The following is an 18496-nucleotide window of genomic DNA, read 5'->3' as shown; positions in this document are numbered from 1 at the left end:
GCCCCAGGTTTTCAGCGGCGCTGCAACTATCGATGGGGCCGCTGTGCGGCCCTTTCGCGACACGAGGCCGCTCCTACAGCGGTTGTGCAGGCAGCACGTTACTCGGCAATCTGCAGCTTGCGCGACTGGGTGTACACATACCGAACCTTCTCGTACTCGAACGGCGAGTTGAGCTGGCCGTAGCGGAATTTGGTGGTGTAGCGCTTGTCCACCGCGCGCAGCAGGAAGATTTCCGGATGATCGGTGCTGACCTCGGCCATGTTCAGGTAATTGATCGCCTGTTCGCCAGCGTAATCCACCACCACCCCGGTGGTATCGCGCAGGTTGGACGGCCCAAGCACCGGCAGCATGATGTATGGCCCATCAGGCACGCCATAGAACCCCAACGTCTGGCCAAAATCCTCGCTCTGGCGCGGCAGGCCCATCTTGGTCGCCGGGTCCCACAGCCCACCCACACCGATGATGGTATTGAACATCAGCCGTGCGGTGATCTCTGCCGAACGCTTGGCCTTGAGCTGCAGCACGCTGTTGAACAGGTTCGGCACATCGCCCAGGTTATTGAAGAAATTGCTCACCCCGGTACGCACGAACCTGGGCGTCACGTACTGGTAGCCATCCACCAGCGGCAGCAGCACCCACTGGTCCAGGCGGTAGTTGAAGTGGTAGATGCGCCGGTTCAGCGACTCCAGCGGGTCGTATATGTTGAGCGCCGCCAGGGTGGAGCGCTCGAATTCGCGCTGGTCCAGGCCTGGGTTGAATTTCAGCTCGCGCAGCGGGTCGGTGAAGCCGTCGGCTTCGGGGGCCAAGGGTTCGGCGGTTACTTGAGGATCGGACTCGATCACGCTGGTGCGCGGCGCGGTTTCCGCGGCCAGGGCATTGCCGGCAACCAGCAGGGCGGTGGCGAAGAGGAATTTGTTAACCACGGAAGAACTCCAGCATGGCGTCGCTGTTGACGCGGTAGTTGAGGTTGCCGCAATGGCCGCCATGGGGGTACAGGGTCAGGCGCTCGCCGAACACCTTGCGCAGGAAGCCGATATCGCCAGGGCCGAGGATGACATCATCGGCATTGTGCATCACGGCGATTTTCGGGCTGTCGCGCAGGTAGTCCTCCAGCGCGTACAGGCTCACCTGGTTGACCAGTTGCAGGATGCTGTTGCCGTCGGTGCGGGCGCGCCACATCGGGATCACCTGCTCGGTCATGTAACAGTCGAAGTCGCACTGCAGGGCACGCTTGAAGAACGGCGTAAGGCTGCTGCCCTCGGTGATCGGGTACTTCGGCGGGATGATCAGGCCACGGCGGTTGATCAGGTCCGACGTGAAGGCGATGTCGGCCGCCGAGAAGCGGAACGAGGTGCCGATCAGCATCGCCATCTGTTCGTTGGACAGGTGCTGGCGCGACTGCTGGAAGTCATACAGCAGCGCCTCGTTGAGGTCGATGTAGCCCTTGTCCTGGAAATAGCGGGTGAGCTTTTCCAGCATCAGCTCATAGAACGTGGTGCTGCGGTCGATGCCTTTGACCTGGGTCTGCACCAGTTTGTCGAGGTTGTTGATCGAGGTGTACAGGTTGACCGGCGGGTTGAGCAGCAGCACACGCTTGAAGTTGAAGCTGCGGCGGGTTTCATCCAGGTGGCTGACGAACGCCGCGTCCAGCGCGCCCAGGCTGTAGCCGGTGAGGTAGTACTCGCTGATCGGCAGGCGCGGGTGCTGGGCACGTACGGCTTGCATCACCCGGTACATGTCTTCGGCGTCTTCCCGGCTGATGCCCGGGGTGGCGAAGCGCGAGGCGGCGCTCATGAAGTCGTAGCTGGTCGGCGACGACAGCTGAACCACATGGTAACCGGCCTGGTAGAACAGTTTTTTCAGGTATTCGTTGATGGTGCTCGAATACGGCGCGCCTGTGCCGGCGATGATGAAGATCAGCGGCGCTTCATGGTCCTGGCGAGCCAGGCGGTACTTGAGCTTTTTCACTGCCCAGAAGTTGTCGGGCAGGGTGAATTCACGCTCCGGGCGCAAATTGAGGCTGTAGTCGCTCTGGTCGATCTCGTCGTCGCTGGGCAGCGTTGGGCGCTGGTCGGGCGGCGTCGTGGCGATCGTCGCCTCGAACGGGTTGGTCAAGGGGAAGCCGTAGGTTGCGGCGTCGATGTCGCGCGCAGAAGCGGCCACAGCCATGAGCAGGCCGCCAAGAAGGGCGGCTAGGCGCCAATATCGAAGCATGTAATCCCCCAGAAAGAACGCGAGCAAGGTACTGCGCTACGCAGGCTAGGACCACAAGTGCCTTGGCAAAGTTGCCAAGTGCGGTGGCCTTTGGTGTGCTTGTTATCTGCAACATAGCTGCAGATTGTGATTTTGCCTTACAACGGGCCTTGGGCGATCATGGATCGTTTCGATTACTGCTATTGGAGAACGGGATGTCTCGTACCTTGCCGGCTGCGCTGCTGTTGCTGTTTCTCGCCTTGTGGTTGGCTGCCAGTTACGGCGTGCGCTACGGGTTGATGGAAGATGCGCAGTGGGTCGGCCTTTGCGCCGTACCGGGTGAGCACTGGCAGTGCCAGGTGCGCTCGATGCTGGGGCTGGGCATTCACTTTCAGGTGATGGCCTGGGCCGGGCTTGCGCTGGCGTTGCTGGCGCAGGTGCTTGGCGGGCGCAGCGGTTGGTGGCTGGCGGTGTTGGCGCTGGTGTTCGGCATCCCGGCGCTGGTGCTGTATACCGCCAGCATTGCTGTATTTGCGGTGGTGCTGGCGGGGTTACGGCTGGTACGGCAAGCGCGTCGCAGCTGACAGGGGCTGCCGTGCAGCCCATTCGCCGGCACCTGGGTATCAAGCCTTGCGCACCCGCAAACTCCGCCACAACGCCGCAGCCATCAGCACACTGACCACCGCCCACCCCCAGGCCTGCTGATTCTCCAGCCCTTCCCGGTACAGCTGCGGCATCACGCCAGCCCCGACGATAAACGCCAGCAACGCCACCTCCGCCCGTGCTGCTACCACCGGGCGCAGCAAGTAAACCAGCGCCGGCAACGCCAACGCCGCGGTAGGGAAACTGCGATAACGCGGGTCGAACACCATCGCAAGCATACTCACTGCCGCGGCAAAGCCTGCCGCCAGCAATAGCCACCCAGCGCGCGTCTCGAGCCAGGCAAACACACGCTCCCGCCAGCCAGCCCGGCGCGCCAACGCAAGTACCGCATGGGCCAGTACCATCAGGTTCAACCCCGCCAGCAACGCCGCCCACAGCCATTCCCCGGCAAACCTTGCGTGGGTCCGCATCAATTCGCCCCACAGCCCCAGGCAGCCAGCGCCAAACGCCGCCAGCAACGGCAACAGCAACGCCCCGGTCGCGGTGCCAGGGCGCCCTGCGAACACCAGCATCACTGCCATCAACACCGCGCTTGCCAGCAACCACTGGGGCCAGTGGTGCAGGTTGCTCACCGGGCCCTCGAGTACGCCTTTGTCCTGCCGGTCGGCATCGTACAGGCCCCAGTAGCCGCCCACCGCGCCTTCGCTGACGCGCTTCCAAGGCTGGTCGAAGGCTTCGATCAGGTTGTAGTGCCAGCCATTGGCCTCGGCCATGGCGACGAAACCGCGGATGAACCGCGCCTCGTTGGCCCGGCTGGGCACAGCGGTCTCGCGCTGGCGGCCTTCGCTGGGCCAGCCGGTCTCGCCGATGAAGATATCTTTGGGCGCAAAGCGCGTGCCGAACACCCGACGCACATCAGCGACATGCGCCAGGGCATCTTCGATACCGCGCGGGTCATCCTCCCAGTAGGGCAACAGGTGAATGGTCAGGAAGTCCACCGCTGGCGCCACCTGCGGGTGCTGCAGCCAGAACTCCCAGACATCGGCATAGGTCACCGGCACCTTGACCTGGCTTTTCACTTTGCCGATCAGCGCGGCCAGGCGCTCGCCCGTCACTTCCTTGCGCAGCAGCGCCTCGTTGCCCACGATCACTGCACTGACCACGTCCGGGTTGGCGTTGGCGGCGGCGATCAGCAAGTCCACTTCCTTGTCGGTATCGGCCGGGTTGGCATTGACCCAAGCCCCGAGCATCACCTTCAGGCCATGCTTGCGCGCCAGTGCCGGAATCGCTTCAAGCCCGGTCATGGAATAGGTGCGGATGCACTGAAATCGTTCGGCCAACAGCGCCAGGTCGGCGTCCATGCGCGCCGGGCGCAAGCGAAAAGGCTGGTCGAAAGGCGACTGGTCCTTGTCGAACGGGGTATAGGAGGCGCACTGCAATTTGTGCGTGGGGCTGGCGGCGTCCGGCAGCAGGATCGGCTTGCCGAGCGAGTACCAGAGCGCCCCAAGCCCTGCAAGGGCAAGCAGGCAGGCGAACAGGTACAGCGGCAGCAACAGGCGGGCAGGGCTGGGCATCAGGCGGTCCATCGTCAGGCGCAAAACGTTAGATAGTAGCCCGGCGCCAATCCTTTGGCATGCAAGGATCGCGCAGAATGGTGCAGGCAGACGCCGCTAATGGCACAGTGCTGTCGCAAAGGCAGCGGGTACAGGTCGCAGTGGGAGCAGGTCACGCTTTGTTGCAGGAACATCATGCAATCTCCGAGACCTGACGAGGGGATGCTTTGATGGCAACTTTGAAAAAAATGCGACGACTCTTGGGGGCGGGCACCGCCCTGGTACTGGCCATGAGCGCTGCGCAGGCGATGGCCAAAGAAGTGAGCATCGGTTACGTGGATGGCTGGGCCGACAGCGTGGCGACCACCAACGTGGCCGCCGAAGTGATCAAGCAGAAGCTCGGCTACGACGTCAAACTGCAGGCCGTGGCCACCGGCATCATGTGGCAGGGTGTGGCCACCGGCAAACTCGACGCCATGCTCTCGGCCTGGCTGCCGGTGACCCACGGTGAGTACTGGACCAAGAACAAGGACAACGTGGTCGATTACGGCGCCAACTTCAAGGATGCCAAGATCGGCCTGATCGTGCCGGAGTACGTCAAGGCCAACAGCATTACCGACCTCAAGACCGACGAAAGCTTCAAGCAGAAGATCGTCGGCATCGACGCAGGCTCCGGGGTGATGCTCAAGACCGACCAGGCCATCAAGGACTACGGCCTTACCGGCTACAAGCTGCAGGCAAGCTCCGGCGCAGCGATGACCGCCGAACTGGGCCGCGCCTACGGCAAGCAGCAGTCCATTGCCGTGACCGGCTGGGTGCCGCACTGGATGTTCGCCAAGTGGAAGCTGAAGTTCCTCGAAGACCCCAAAGGCGTCTATGGTGCCGCCGAGACGGTCAACAGCATCGGCAGCAAGGAACTGGCGACCAAAGCGCCGGAAGTGGCCGAGTTCCTGAAGAAGTTCAGCTGGCAGTCCAAGGACGAAATTGGCGAGGTGATGCTGGCGATTCAGGAAGGCGCCAAGCCTGAGGCAGCGGCCAAGGATTGGGTGGCCAAACACCCGGACCGAGTCAAGGAGTGGACTGGCAAGTAACGAATCAAACTTTGCGAAGCGGGGCTGCTGTGCAGCCCTTCGCGACACAAGGCCGCTCCTACAGGCGTTATGCGCTGTAGGAGCGGCCTTGTGTCGCGAAAGGGCCGCACAGCGGCCCTGCTTTGTTACTTATTCTGTAAAACACCGTTGCATCTAAGACTAAGGTCGTCTGGTTGGCGTTCAAAGGCAGCATAAAGTGACGGTGTGGGTTCCATCCCCTATCTGTGCTGCTAGGACAAAAACAATGAACGACAGCATTTACCTCTCGATACAAAACAGCCCCCGCTTCAAGGAGCTGGTGACCAAACGCGAACGGTTCGCCTGGATTCTCTCGGCGATCATGCTCGGCCTGTACTGCGCCTTCATCCTCCTGATCGCCTACGGTCCTCATCTGCTGGGCGCCAAGCTCAGCCCTGAGTCGTCGATTACCTGGGGCATCCCCCTGGGCGTCGGCCTGATCATTTCGGCATTCGTCCTGACCGCCATCTACGTGCGCCGCGCCAACGGCGAGTTCGATGAGCTGAACAAGGCCATCCTCAAGGAGGCGCAACAATGATTCGTCACACCAAAGCCTTGGCCGTACTGGCCTGCGGCGTTTTCGCACCCGCCGTGTGGGCAGCCGATGCCCTGACCGGCGAGGTGCAGAAACAGCCGCTGAACGTTGCAGCGATCGCCATGTTCGTGGCCTTCGTCGCCTTCACCTTGGGCATCACCTACTGGGCTTCCAAGCGCAACAAGTCGGCAGCCGACTACTACGCTGCCGGCGGCAAGATCACCGGCTTTCAGAACGGCCTGGCGATTGCCGGCGACTACATGTCGGCAGCGTCGTTCCTGGGTATTTCCGCGCTGGTGTTCACCTCCGGCTACGACGGCCTGATCTACTCGATCGGCTTTCTGGTCGGCTGGCCGATCATTCTGTTCCTGATCGCCGAACGCCTGCGCAACCTGGGCAAATACACCTTTGCCGACGTGGCCTCCTACCGCCTGGGGCAAAAGGAAATCCGTACCCTGTCGGCCTCCGGTTCGCTGGTGGTGGTGGCGTTCTACCTGATCGCGCAGATGGTCGGCGCCGGCAAGCTGATCGAGCTGCTGTTCGGCCTGGACTACCATGTGGCGGTGATCCTGGTAGGTATCCTGATGTGCCTGTACGTGCTGTTCGGCGGCATGCTGGCCACCACCTGGGTACAGATCATCAAGGCCGTACTGCTGCTGTCCGGCGCCAGCTTCATGGCACTGATGGTCATGAAGCACGTGGGCTTCGACTTCAACACCCTGTTCTCCGAAGCGATCAAGGTGCACAGCAAGGGTGAGGCGATCATGAGCCCGGGCGGCCTGGTCAAGGACCCGATCTCGGCCTTCTCGCTGGGCCTGGCGCTGATGTTCGGTACCGCCGGCCTGCCGCATATCCTGATGCGCTTCTTCACCGTCAGCGACGCCAAGGAAGCGCGCAAGAGCGTGCTCTACGCCACCGGCTTCATCGGCTACTTCTACATCCTGACCTTCATCATCGGCTTCGGCGCGATCCTGCTGGTCAGCACCAACCCGGACTTCAAGGACGCCGCCGGCGCCCTGCTGGGCGGCAACAACATGGCTGCGGTGCATTTGGCCGATGCCGTGGGTGGCAGCATCTTCCTCGGCTTCATCTCGGCGGTGGCGTTCGCCACCATCCTGGCGGTGGTTGCCGGCCTGACCCTGGCCGGTGCCTCGGCGGTGTCCCACGACCTGTACGCCAGCGTATGGCGCAAGGGCAAGGCCAACGACAAGGACGAGATCCGCGTCTCGAAGATCACCACCATCGCCCTTGGCGTGCTGGCGATCGGCCTGGGTATTCTGTTCGAGAAGCAGAACATCGCCTTCATGGTCGGCCTGGCGTTCTCCATTGCCGCCAGCTGCAACTTCCCGGTACTGCTGCTTTCGATGTACTGGAAGAAGCTGACCACCCGCGGCGCCATGATCGGCGGCTGGCTGGGCCTGGTGAGTGCAGTGACACTGATGATCCTTGGCCCGACCATCTGGGTGCAGATCCTCGGCCACGAGAAGCCGATCTACCCGTACGAGTACCCGGCGCTGTTCTCGATGCTGATTGCCTTCGTCGGTATCTGGTTCTTCTCGGTCACCGACAAGTCCAAGGCGGCTGAAAACGAACGCGCACTGTTCTTCCCGCAGTTCGTCCGCTCGCAAACTGGCCTGGGGGCCAGCGGGGCGGTTTCGCACTGACATAGAGCGCAAAAAACACAACGCCCCGCCAGTCGGGGCGTTGTGCATTGGGCAGTGTCATTTTGCCTTCGCTCGGAAATTTCCGAAGCTCCCTCGGAAGCTTCCTGATTATCCCGCCCCATGCTTCCCGAATACTTCTCCTCACCCGCCGGGCCAACCCGGCAGGCCTGTTACCTTCAAGGAGAAACCATTCGTGAAACGCACGTTACTCGCCCTTCCCCTGGCCCTGATGTTCGCAGGCGCCGCCCATGCCGTCGACCCGATCGAGAAGCAGGTGCAAATCGTCGCCCAGGTGCCCACCGACGCGTTCTACGTCGAGCCCGTGGGTGGCAACTGGATGAACGACCCGCAGGAAATGGCCTGGAATTCCTTTCAAGGCAAGCTCGACCCGATCCGCAAGCAACTGCAGGTCAAGAGCACCATCGGCCCGATCAGCGCCTACCTGGTATCGCCTGCAGTGATCGCCAACGGCAGCAACAACATTGGCCTGGACGTCACGGTCGGTGACACCGTGTTGCAAACCACCCCGGCCGAAGTGGTCAGTGCCACCCAGGCGGCACCGGGCGCGGTCATCGGTTTCCAGGTCGAGGCCCAGCCGGCGCCAGGCACCGGTTATGAGCCAGGCAGCTACCAGGGCCTGGTCAGCATGATCTTCGAAACCGCCGCCCCTTAAGGCTCCGTTCACCTCCAGTGCCTGCCCGGGCCCTCGCCAACGGCGAGGGGCGGGCAGGTCATGCCTGTAAGCGATACCCATGTCCCGACATTCCTCCTCCGCCGTCTTGCGCTGCTGGCTGCCACTGGCTGCCAGCATGGCCTTGTGGGCCGGCATGAGTCATGGCGCGGCCAGTGCCCTGGGGCCGGTCGCAGGCCTGCCGCGCGAGTTCGAGGCGCATTTCTTCGATGTGCCGTTGGCCGTACGGGTCGACCTGGACGGCCGTTACCTCGGTGATGCCATGGTGGTGCTCAGCCGCGACCAGCGGGTGCAGTTGCTGGAATTCACCGAAACCTTCGACAGCCGCGAGCCCGAGAGCCTGCGACGACGCTGGCGCGAGCGCCTGGCCGATGGCAGGCCCCTGGGCGACTGCCAGGCAGACTGCCCGGAAGGCTTGCGTGCGATTCATTACAGCCTGGCCAACTCGCAGCTGTCGCTGCTGACCGACCGTGCCGAAGTGGCCGCCACTGCCGAACGTTTTCATCGCCTGCCGGAGCAGGGCAGCCACGGCCTGTTGCTGCGCAACCAGCTCAACCTGGTCAATGATGGCGTCGCCACCAGTGGCCGCTACGCCTTGCAGGGCCAGGCCAGTGTCGGCCAGTGGACAGCCTTGGCCGACGGCCAGCTCGACCGCGGCAGCGACAGCCGCGAGGGCACCCGCTACCGGGTCGACCAGCTGTATGGCGAGCGCCTGGTCGAGGACCATTTCTACCGCCTGGGGTACTTCACCCCCAGCGCCCAGGGCCTGACCCGCCAACCCAGGCTGATGGGCGCCAGCCCTGACACGACCCTGGGCCTGATGTTCGGCAGCAGCGACAGCCTGCTCATCGACAGCGCCGCGCCCAGTGCCACGCCCATCCATGTCACACCCAGCCGCCCGGCCGTGGCGCAGATCTACCGCAACGGTGTGCTGATCAACAGCCAGCCGGTGCAGCCAGGGTTGCAGACCCTCGATACCAAGGTGCTGCCCGGCGGCATCTACGAGGTCGAAGTACGTCTGGTCGAGGACGGCCAGGTCAGTTCGCGCAGCCAGGCATTCGTCTACAAGCCCGGCAACTGGCGCAGTACCGACGCACCTTGGCGTTACAACCTGTATGTCGGGCGCCAGAGCAGTGAGCTCAGCAATTGGCAGGCCGTGCATGACGACACCCTGGCGGCGGGCGTGCTGGCCAACTACCTGCTGCACCCAAGGGCAATCGTCGGTGTGTCCGCTCAGCGGCTCGACGATGCCATGCAATACGGCACCTCACTGGACTGGGATGTGCGCGACCGGCTCAAACTCTATGGCAACCTGTTCCAGGCCCAGGGCCATGGCAACGGCTTCGACCTGCAACTGATCCATGCCTACGCGAGCGGCTCGCTGGTCGCAAGCCACAGCCGCACCTGGCTGGCGCAGCCCGGCAGGGACTACCTTGGCAATGCACCTGCACGGCCATTCACCCGGCGCCAGACGCAATCATCGCTGTCCTTGAACCATCGCCTGGACCCTCGCAATACCGCCAGTGTGCGTGTGTCGCACAGCAGTGGCAGTGATGCCGGCATCGGCATCGATCTGGGGTGGGCCTATTACGGGCGTTTGTTTGGCTCTGACGCCAACTGGCGCTTGTCGCTGTTCGATCGCCCGGGCAACAGCGGTACCGGTGATGCGCGCAACCGTGGCATCAACCTGAGCCTGAGCATGAGCCTGGGCGACGGCGGCCGACGTTTGTCCGCCAGCATCGGCAGCCGCACCTCGCGTGACGGCGGGCGTGACCTCAATACCTCGCTGGGCTATCGGCAGGATGTAGAGATCGGCCCATTGCGCAGCATTGGCGCCACCCTCAGCGCCGACCGCTACGGCACGGGGCTGGGGGCCGATACCCAGTTCGAGAACCCGTTCATGCAAGGTGACGCTTACCTGCAGCGCTCCTCCTACAACGGCGAATTCACCGGTGGCCTGAACCTGCAAAGCCTGCTGGCCGTGGGTGCCGGCAAGGCGGCAGTGAGCGGCCAGCCCCTGGGGCACCAGGCCGCGTTGATCGTCGATGTGGACACCGACATCGACGGCCTCAGGTTGCGTGCCGACGATGCCATGGGCGTCAACCTGCATGCCGGGCGCAACATCATCCCGGTCACCGCCTACAAGCCCGGGCATGTGCAGTTCGATTTCGACGGGAGCGAGGCGACCGCCGCCGTGATACAGCCATCGAGCGTTGACTACCACCTCAACCGCGGGGGCATCGACTACCGCCAGGTTCGTGTACTGCGCACCGTCACCGTGCTGGGGCGCCTGCTCGATGGCCAGGGCCTGCCGTTGCGTGGCGCCCAGGTGATCAACCATGCCAGCCGCAGTGTCAGCGAGGCCGATGGCTTTTTCGCGGTGGAAATGAGCGAAGCGGCACCGACCCTGGAAATTCGCCAGCGCGGGCAACCGCTCTGTCTCGTACGCCTGGACCTGGAAGGCCTGACGCGTGAAGGCGACGTGCTGCTGGCCGGCGACCAACAGTGCCAGCCCGAGATTGCATCGCGATCTTCGTGAGTTTCGGAATTTTCCTACTGCTTTAGCCGTGGCCGACGGGTTGCGCACGGCAATACCCTTAATCAAATCACCAGGGAGCTTCGCCACATGAAAATGCTTTCTCTATCGGCCTTCGTCCTGCTGGCCATGCCACTGGCTGCCGTGGCCACCCCCGAACTGAACGTTGGCGGATTGTACGATTACCTCGACGGTGACAGGAGCACCCTGCTCAAGCGTGTGCGCAACAGCGGCGACAGCACGGCGTTCGTCAAGGTCAGCGTCGCCGAGCTGGTCTATGACGATGCCGGGGTGGCCCACGAAATCGATACCGACGGCCTGGCCCTGGAGCAGCGCGGCCTGGTCGCCAGCCCGGCGCGGTTGATCGTGCCGGCCCACGGCATGCAGGCCGTGCGCCTGTTGTACCGTGGCCCGCGGGACCAGGAGCGTTACTTCCGCCTGCGCTTCATGCCAGTGCTGCCGGAATTGGGTGACGGTTTTGCCGTGGACGAACAGGAGGCGGCGCAGTACCGCGACGGCCTCAGGGCGGGGGTAAACCTGCTGGCCGGCTATGGCTCGCTGCTGTTCGTACGGCCTGCGCAGGCACGCTTCAACACGCCGGTGCGGCGTGAAAACGGGCAACTGACTGTGGTCAATGAAGGTAACTCCACCGTGGTTCTGGACCGCTTCCGTCAATGCCTGATGGCAGGGGAACAGTGTGAGCCCGCGACCAAGCATCACCTGCTGCCAGGCCGTAGCCGGCAGTTCGAGGGGCACTCGCAAAAGGTGCACCAGTTCGAGCTTCACGAAGGACGTGATCATAAAGTCATGGTGGTGAAGGGGTAAACGTGATGGTTCATCTGATGCGATTTTGCCTGGCATGGGTGGTAACGGCGTGGTTCATGCTGCTGGCCCCAAGTGCCCAGGCACTTGATGTCTCGGTGTCGGCGCAGTATCTGGGCAAAGGGTCGGGGCAATTCGAAAACACGACGCCTCCTGCATTGTTCTGCCGCAGGTTTGCCTATCGCTGTACCAACAATGACGTGGTCGATCTGCCCCTGACCTACACAAAAGAGGTGACTACCGTCTCACCACGGGCAAAGTTTTTCATCCAGATGCCGGGCCGGCGCCAGGTCGATGTCTTCCACGAAGTTACCGGTGAGCCGCACACAGTGTCGTTCGAGTTCACAGGGGTCAGCCAGAAAACGGGGGGCGTGCCCTGGTATGAGAGTCCTACGTACAACGCTGTCGTGCAGGGTGGTTGCACCCGTGTAGCGTCCATTGGCAATCCACCCTGGGTATTCTTCCTCTGGGACATTACCAACCCGACAGCGCCTGCCGGCTGTCACTCATTGAATTCCCGGAATGGGCCTGATTATCACGGGTTCATCGACGTGACTGACATGGGCGTGTCTTACAACCTCCGGATGCCTGCCCCATTTCGCATGAAAACCGGGCTCTATCGAGGAAGCATCAAATACAGCGTTGGCCCTGGCGGCGACTTCGACTTTGGTGATGGCGTTACTGCACTCAATACCAACAGCGTCACAATCAACCTCGTGCTCGACGTCCAGCATGCCTTCTTTTTCGAGTTTCCGCCGGGTACTGACCGCGCCGTGCTGGAGCCTCGCGATGGCTGGCAGCACTGGCTTGCGGGGGGCAGTGTGCCGCAGCGTCTGTATAGAGACTTGCCATTCAGGCTGTCATCCTCTGGCCCGTTCAAAGTTTACAAGCTGTGCCAGTACGATATCGACGCCCAGTGCGCAATCACCAACGACAAGGGCGATCAAGTACCTGTCCTGCTGTCCCTGAGCTTGCCCGCCGGCATCCAGCACCGAGGTCAGATGGTCGAAAGGCTTGCGCTACCGACGGGGCGTGCTCAAGCGCTGCAGTTCGAAGCAGTGCAGCCCACCCTCAACCGCCCTGGCCAGATGCACTTTGAAATAGCCAAGGAGGATGTGCGTCGTATGTTACCTAATACCGGCAGTACCTATACCGGGCTGGCCACCGTGGTGTTCGATGCCGAGTTGTAGGCAGCGAGCAGAATTACAAAGGAGTGCATCATGCCCACAGCGCTGGTGGTCGACGACCACCCATTTATCCGTGCCACGGTCTGCCAGTTGCTGCGCCAGCAGCAGGTCGAAGTGGTTGGCCAGGCCGACAACGGCATCGATGCGGTGCGCCTGGTGCGCGAGCTGGCGCCGGATCTGGTGATCCTCGATATCGCCATGCCTGGCCTGGACGGGCTGGAGGTCATCAGCCGCATCCAGGCCTGCAGCCGTCCGAGCAAGGTCGTGGTGCTGACTTCACAGTTGGCCGTGGCCTACTCGTTGCGCTGCCTGCAGGCGGGGGCAGCCGGCTATGTGGCCAAGACCGATGACCTGGATGAACTGGGCAAGGCGGTACGTGCTGCGCTGTCGGGTTTTACCTACTTCCCCGCAGTGGCCTTGAGCTCGGTGCACAAACAGGACCTGCAGGCCACCGAGCCGCAGTGCATCGCCAGCCTGTCCAGCCGTGAGCTGATGGTTTTGCAGTACCTGGCCCGCGGCCTGAGCAACAAAGCCATCGGCGAGGCCATGCTGCTGAGCAACAAGACCATCAGCACCTACAAGACGCGCCTGCTGGAAAAGCTCAGGCTCAACTCGCTGATTGACCTGGCGGATTTCGCTCGCCGCAATCAGCTGATCTGAATTTCGCCCCGCGTGCCCTTACGTGCCTTGCTCCTGGCGTTGCTCTGTTTCGTGCTGACACTGCCAGCGCTGGCCAGGCCGCAGTTGCACGCGCGGGCCACCCTGGACGGGCCCCGCCACGAGCCCAATGAAGCAGGCATACGCTGGTTGTGGGCGCGCCGCTCCCTGCGTTTGGGCGTGCTGGCCCAGGACAACCCGCCCCTCGACATCCTCGGCACCGGCAGCGCCTATGAAGGCATTACCGCTGATTACGCCGGGCTGCTGGGCGAACAGTTGAACCTGCAGGTGCAGGTGCAGGTTTTCGAAGCGTTCGCCGAGGCGCATGCGGCATTGCGTGCAGGCGAGGTCGACCTGCTCGGCTCGGTCACCAGCCGCCAGGCGCTGGACGCGGGGTTGCGGCTGTCACGGCCTTACGCCGAGGATTGCCCCTTGCTGCTGGCGCGTGAGGCGCGCGGCCGTGAACGGGTCGATGACACGCACGGCCTCGACCTGGTGATGGTCCAGGGCTATCGCAGCCTGGAGCAGGTCCGCGACCGCTACCCTCAGGCACGTGTGCAAACCCACCTTTCTCCGTTCGATGCCCTGGCGACGTTGGCACTCGGGCATGCCGACCTGTACCTGGGCAATGCCTTGGCGGCCCGCTACGCGTTGGGCCGCGGCCAACTTGCCGGTGTCGAGGAAGTCGGCCACGCCGGGCTGCCCCGGCAGGGCATCGGTTTTGCCATGCTCAATGGCGATACGCCCTTGCCGGGGCTGGTCGATGCCGCCCTTGGCAACCTCACCGAGCGCCAGCACCAGCGCATTCGCGAACGGTGGAGCCCACTGGGCGCCGCCGCGCAGCGGCCAGTGCCGCTGCAGTTGAGCGAGGCCGAGCAGCGCTGGTTGCTCGACAATCCACGCGTGCAAGTGGTGATGGACGAGCAGCTGTTGCCGCTGAGCTTTCGCGATGGCAAGGGCCAATGGCGGGGTCTGAGCCTGGATGTGCTGCAACTGATCAGCCGGCGCACCGGGCTGCGTTTCGAGGTGCAGGCTGGCGGCACGCTGCAAGGCATGCTCGAACAACTGCGCGAGGGCGAGGTGCAACTGATTGCCGGCCTGCCGCGCAGCCCAGCCCTGGAGCGCCAGGTGTCCTTCAGCCGTGCTTACCTCAGTGCCTCGCGGGTACTGGTGACGCGCGATGCACCGCAGGCTCCTGGCAACCTCGAGCAACTGGCCGGGCGACCGCTGGCACTGGTGTGGGGCAGTGCCCTGCATGAAATGCTTGGCCAGCATTATCCGCAGGTTGTGCCAATGGCCGTGGCCAGCCCCGTTGAAGCCTTGCGCGCCGTGGCTCGCGGCAAGGCGGCCGCCGCCGTGCTGACCCTCGATGACGCGCGAGCACTGATCGCGCGTGGCTACCCGGGCCAGCTCAAGATCAGCGCCAGCCTGCCGCTGCCGCCCGCGCATTTCGCCCTGGCCAGCGCCCGCGGGGCGGTTGAACTGCAGGGCATACTCGACAAAGCCCTGCTCAGCCTGTCACCGCACGAGATTGACGGCCTGGTGCGTCGCTGGCGCAACCCGATGATCGTCGCTGACGGTGTGTGGCAACGTTACCGCGGCCGTATCCTGCTGGGTTTTGCCACGGCCCTGCTGTTGCTCGGCCTGGCCTTGCTGTGGATCCGCTACCTGCGGCGCCTGCAGGTGCAATTGCGCCGTGCCAAGCGTGAGGCCGATGCCGCAAACCAGGCCAAGACCCAGTTCCTGACCACCATGAGCCACGAGCTTCGCACGCCCTTGCATGCCGTGCAGGGCATGCTTGAACTGGCACGGCGCAAGGCCGAGCGAGGCGAGTTCGACCACCTGGCACTGGAGGTGGCCGACGAAGCGGCGCGTGGCCTGCTGGAACTGATCGGAGACATCCTGGACATCACCCGTATCGAGTCCGGGCACTTGCAGTTTGCTGCCCAGCGGGTGTGCCTGCGCGAACACGTGGGGCGGGTGCTGCAGTTGTTCGAGCAGCAGGCGCGCAGCAAAGGCCTGGCGTTGCGCCTGGTTACCCAAGGCCAGGTGGATGCCCAGGTCATGCTCGACCCGCTGCGCTTCAAGCAGGTGCTGGCCAACCTGCTGAGCAATGCCATCAAGTTCACCGAACACGGCGAGGTGACGGTGAACCTGTCGGCAACAGCGGTGGACGGTTACCTGGCGGTGGAGCTGACGGTGCGCGATACCGGTGTCGGCATTGCCGCAAGCGAGCTTGCGCACCTGGGGCAACCGTTCCGTCAGGCCAGCAACCAATGCCAGTCACCGCGCTGCAGCGCCGGCCTGGGCCTTGGCATCAGCCGCAGCCTGTGCGAGATGATGGGCGGCAGCCTGCACCTGCACAGCGTGCTGGGGCAGGGCACCGAAGTGAACGTGCGCCTGAGCCTGCCGCAGTTGAGTGCTGCCCAGCAACGGCCGGCGGCCGCTACCGGTGACACTCGTCACCCGCCCCAGCCGCTGCGCCTGCTGGTGGTCGACGACTATCCGGCCAACCGCCTGTTGCTGGTGCAACAGCTCGAATACCTCGGGCATCAGGCGTGCGTTGCCCAGGACGGTACCCAGGCCTTGCGCTTGTGGTTGGGCGAGCACTTCGACGGGGTGATCAGTGACTGCAACATGCCTCGGCTCAACGGCTACGCGCTGGCCCGCGCCATCCGCGAGCACGAGCGGCGCAGCGGCAGGCCCAGGTGCCAGGTGATCGGTTTGACTGCCAGTGCCACACAGGTTGAACGCCGGCGCTGCCGTGCAGCAGGCATGGACGCTTGCCTGTTCAAGCCTCTGGGGCTGGACGGCCTGGTTCGGGCCTTGGCCCGTGCCAGTCCTGCACTGCTGGACCTCGAGCACATCAGGCGGCTGGTGGCTGGCGACGAGGCTGCACTGCGAGCGTTGTTGGCCGACCTTCGTGCCAGCAACCTGCAGGACCTGCAGCTACTTGCGCAGGTGCCGGCCAATGCTGAGGCGCTGGCCATGCTGGCCCATCGGATAAAGGGAGGCGCCCGGATCGCTCGGGCAAGAGTGATAGTCGACCTGTGCGAGCGGTTGGAGCGCAGATGCCAAGCCAAACCGCCCGCACCGGGCGATATCGAGCAGGATGTGGGGGCGCTGCGCGAGGCCATGCTGCAGCTTGAACAGCAACTGGCCTTGCACGCCCCCGGTTCAAATCATGCCGAGCAACAACAACACCAGCAGAATCACCAGCACCACGCCAATGATGCCGGATGGGCCATAGCCCCAGCTGCGCGAGTGTGGGAAGACCGGTAAGCCACCAATCAACAGCAGGATCAGGATGATGATGAGGATCGTGGTCATGACGGAGTCCTTGCGTGGTTAGGGGTCAAGAGCCTCGTACAGCTGGCCTCTTGTTAATTCGGACCGGCGCCGCTTGGCAAAGATTCCATTTGCCTGGTACTGACCGTTTGGTCATGCCCGCCCATTCACTACCCTGATGAACCCTCTCTGGCGCCAACGCCTTGATTAGACTGGGCTGACCACCCATCAGTACAAGGCCTGCCACCATGCACAAACGCATCATGATCACTGGCGCCGGTTCCGGCCTCGGCCGCGAGATTGCCCTGCGCTGGGCGCGCGAGGGCTGGCGCCTGGCGTTGGCCGACGTCAACGAGCCAGGCCTGCGCGAAACCCTGGAGCTTGTGCGCGGTGCCGGCGGCGAGGGTTTCGTCCAGCGCTGCGACGTGCGCGACTACAGCCAGCTGACCGCCCTGGCCCAGGCCTGCGAAGAGAAGTTCGGCGGTATCGATGTGGTCGTCAACAACGCCGGTGTCGCCTCGGGCGGCTTCTTCGCCGAGCTGTCGCTGGAAGACTGGGACTGGCAGATCGCGGTCAACCTGATGGGTGTGGTCAAGGGCTGCAAGGCCTTCCTGCCGCTGCTCGAACGCAGCAAGGGGCGCATCATCAATGTGGCGTCGATGGCGGCCCTGATGCAGGGGCCGGGCATGAGCAACTACAACGTTGCCAAGGCCGGTGTGCTGGCGCTGTCGGAGAGCCTGCTGGTAGAGCTGCGCCAGCTGGAAGTGGCTGTGCACGTGGTGTGCCCGTCGTTCTTCCAGACCAACCTGCTCGACTCTTTCCGCGGCCCGAACCCGGCCATGAAGGTCCAGGTGGGCAAACTGCTGGAGGGCTCGCCGATCAGTGCGGCGGACATTGCCGACTACATCCACCAGCAGGTGGACGCCGGTGAATTCCTGATCCTGCCCCACGAGGCAGGGCGCCAGGCCTGGCAGCTCAAGCAGCAGGCGCCACAGCGGCTGTATGACGAGATGGCAGAGATGGCGGTGAAAATGCGTGGCAAGGCCCAGGCACGCGGATTGTAGTTCCGTCTGTAGGGCGAATTACCTGCCGATGTAGGCTTGTTCTGAATTGCTGCGAAGGCGTTGAGTCACCGAATATCCCCATGCACTCTCCGGTTTTCCCTGTTGCCGGAGGACCGGAACATGTTGGTCATTGGACGCGTAGTCGGCGAAGTCATCAACATTGGTGACGATATTGAGATCAAGGTGGTGGAAACACGCAATGGCATGGTGCGTTTTGGCGTGAGTGCGCCGCGTGAAGTGTCGGTGCACCGGGCGGAGGTGTACAAGCGGATCAAGGCGGGGGAGAAGCGCAAGGGCAATTCGGCTTGAGGTTGACCTCACCGGCCGCTTCGCGGGTTTGCTCCGCGAAGCGGCCGGTACCGGTCAGTCGAGCAGTTCGCGCGGCACATCATGCTTGGCCAACAGCTGGCACTGTTGGCTTTCCGGGTCGAACAGGATGAACGCCTGGCCCTTGGCCAGCGCCTGGCGCACCCGCAGCACACGGGTTTCCAGCGGCGTGTCATCACCATTGTCGGTGCCGTCGCGGGTGACGAAATCCTCGATCAGGCGCGTCAGGGTTTCGGCTTGCAAGTGTTCGTAGGGGATCAGCATGGG

16 protein-coding genes and 1 pseudogene are annotated in these 18496 nt (G+C 63.4%); 12 read left to right on the top strand and 5 right to left on the bottom strand.

Going from position 1 to position 18496, the window contains the following annotated elements; genetic code table 11:
• Positions 1-98: 98 nt before the first annotated feature.
• Both ACMGGN_RS15425 and ACMGGN_RS15420 read right to left on the bottom strand, forming a co-directional pair.
• A complete protein-coding gene (locus ACMGGN_RS15425) occupies positions 99-923 on the bottom strand; it encodes a VacJ family lipoprotein (RefSeq protein WP_115272951.1) in 825 nt (274 codons plus the stop codon).
• Positions 916-2214: a serine/threonine protein kinase gene (locus ACMGGN_RS15420; RefSeq protein ID WP_039603299.1), complete on the bottom strand. Its 1299-nt coding sequence runs from the start codon at positions 2212-2214 to the stop codon at positions 916-918. Before ACMGGN_RS15420 ends, ACMGGN_RS15425 begins: the two co-directional genes overlap by 8 nt.
• Positions 2215-2408: 194 nt before the next feature.
• On the opposite strand from ACMGGN_RS15420, the gene ACMGGN_RS15415 reads away from it, so the two are divergent.
• Complete coding sequence (locus tag ACMGGN_RS15415) at positions 2409-2777, top strand: hypothetical protein (RefSeq protein ID WP_161872990.1); 369 nt, start codon at positions 2409-2411, stop codon at positions 2775-2777.
• Positions 2778-2816: 39 nt separating this feature from the next.
• On the opposite strand, the gene ACMGGN_RS15410 is transcribed toward ACMGGN_RS15415, so the two are convergent.
• Complete coding sequence (locus tag ACMGGN_RS15410; RefSeq protein WP_237860391.1) at positions 2817-4382, bottom strand: beta (1-6) glucans synthase; 1566 nt, start codon at positions 4380-4382, stop codon at positions 2817-2819.
• Positions 4383-4579: 197 nt separating this feature from the next.
• On the opposite strand from ACMGGN_RS15410, the gene ACMGGN_RS15405 reads away from it, so the two are divergent.
• From ACMGGN_RS15405 to ACMGGN_RS15365, 9 genes and pseudogenes are all read left to right on the top strand, one after another.
• A complete protein-coding gene (locus ACMGGN_RS15405; RefSeq protein ID WP_046787404.1) occupies positions 4580-5440 on the top strand; it encodes a glycine betaine ABC transporter substrate-binding protein in 861 nt (286 codons plus the stop codon).
• Between the two features lie 244 nt (positions 5441-5684).
• Positions 5685-5996, top strand: a complete 312-nt coding sequence (locus tag ACMGGN_RS15400) for a DUF485 domain-containing protein (RefSeq protein WP_039604303.1) — start codon at positions 5685-5687, stop codon at positions 5994-5996.
• Complete coding sequence (locus ACMGGN_RS15395) at positions 5993-7657, top strand: cation acetate symporter (protein WP_046787403.1); 1665 nt, start codon at positions 5993-5995, stop codon at positions 7655-7657. Before ACMGGN_RS15400 ends, ACMGGN_RS15395 begins: the two co-directional genes overlap by 4 nt.
• 193 nt (positions 7658-7850) lie before the next feature.
• Positions 7851-8330, top strand: coding sequence for a CS1 type fimbrial major subunit (locus tag ACMGGN_RS15390; RefSeq protein ID WP_046787402.1), 480 nt, complete (start codon positions 7851-7853; stop codon positions 8328-8330).
• Between the two features lie 79 nt (positions 8331-8409).
• The gene (locus tag ACMGGN_RS15385) at positions 8410-10887 is read left to right on the top strand and encodes a CS1-pili formation C-terminal domain-containing protein (RefSeq protein WP_414156085.1); all 2478 of its coding nucleotides are present in this window, start codon (positions 8410-8412) and stop codon (positions 10885-10887) included.
• Positions 10888-10974: 87 nt separating this feature from the next.
• Complete coding sequence (locus ACMGGN_RS15380; protein WP_119688433.1) at positions 10975-11709, top strand: molecular chaperone; 735 nt, start codon at positions 10975-10977, stop codon at positions 11707-11709.
• A 5-nt stretch (positions 11710-11714) separates the two neighbouring features.
• Positions 11715-12896 carry a hypothetical protein gene (locus tag ACMGGN_RS15375; RefSeq protein WP_414156084.1) on the top strand — a complete coding sequence of 394 codons (1182 nt, stop codon included), beginning with the start codon at positions 11715-11717 and terminating at the stop codon, positions 12894-12896.
• 30 nt (positions 12897-12926) lie between these two features.
• Complete coding sequence (locus ACMGGN_RS15370; RefSeq protein WP_046787399.1) at positions 12927-13553, top strand: response regulator transcription factor; 627 nt, start codon at positions 12927-12929, stop codon at positions 13551-13553.
• A gap of 12 nt (positions 13554-13565) precedes the next feature.
• Positions 13566-16643, top strand: a pseudogene (locus tag ACMGGN_RS15365) (transporter substrate-binding domain-containing protein); the annotation flags it as partial.
• Positions 16644-16727: 84 nt separating this feature from the next.
• On the opposite strand, the gene ACMGGN_RS15360 reads toward ACMGGN_RS15365, so the two are convergent.
• Positions 16728-16880, bottom strand: coding sequence for a DUF3309 family protein (locus ACMGGN_RS15360; RefSeq protein ID WP_003252624.1), 153 nt, complete (start codon positions 16878-16880; stop codon positions 16728-16730).
• Positions 16881-17086: 206 nt separating this feature from the next.
• On the opposite strand from ACMGGN_RS15360, the gene ACMGGN_RS15355 reads away from it, so the two are divergent.
• Both ACMGGN_RS15355 and csrA read left to right on the top strand, forming a co-directional pair.
• The gene (locus ACMGGN_RS15355; RefSeq protein WP_414156083.1) at positions 17087-17902 is read left to right on the top strand and encodes an SDR family oxidoreductase; all 816 of its coding nucleotides are present in this window, start codon (positions 17087-17089) and stop codon (positions 17900-17902) included.
• A gap of 120 nt (positions 17903-18022) precedes the next feature.
• Entirely contained in the window at positions 18023-18211 is a 189-nt protein-coding gene (csrA, locus tag ACMGGN_RS15350) for a carbon storage regulator CsrA (protein WP_046787397.1), read from the top strand.
• A gap of 54 nt (positions 18212-18265) precedes the next feature.
• On the opposite strand, the gene ACMGGN_RS15345 is transcribed toward csrA, so the two are convergent.
• Positions 18266-18493 carry a YheU family protein gene (locus ACMGGN_RS15345; protein ID WP_039603187.1) on the bottom strand — a complete coding sequence of 76 codons (228 nt, stop codon included), beginning with the start codon at positions 18491-18493 and terminating at the stop codon, positions 18266-18268.
• Positions 18494-18496 lie beyond the last annotated feature (3 nt).

Source organism: Pseudomonas sp. BNK-30, assembly GCF_047456185.1.
Lineage (GTDB): Bacteria > Pseudomonadota > Gammaproteobacteria > Pseudomonadales > Pseudomonadaceae > Aquipseudomonas > Aquipseudomonas putida_E.
Note: the sequence above shows the minus strand (reverse complement) of the source record. Positions and strands in the feature narration are given on the sequence as shown.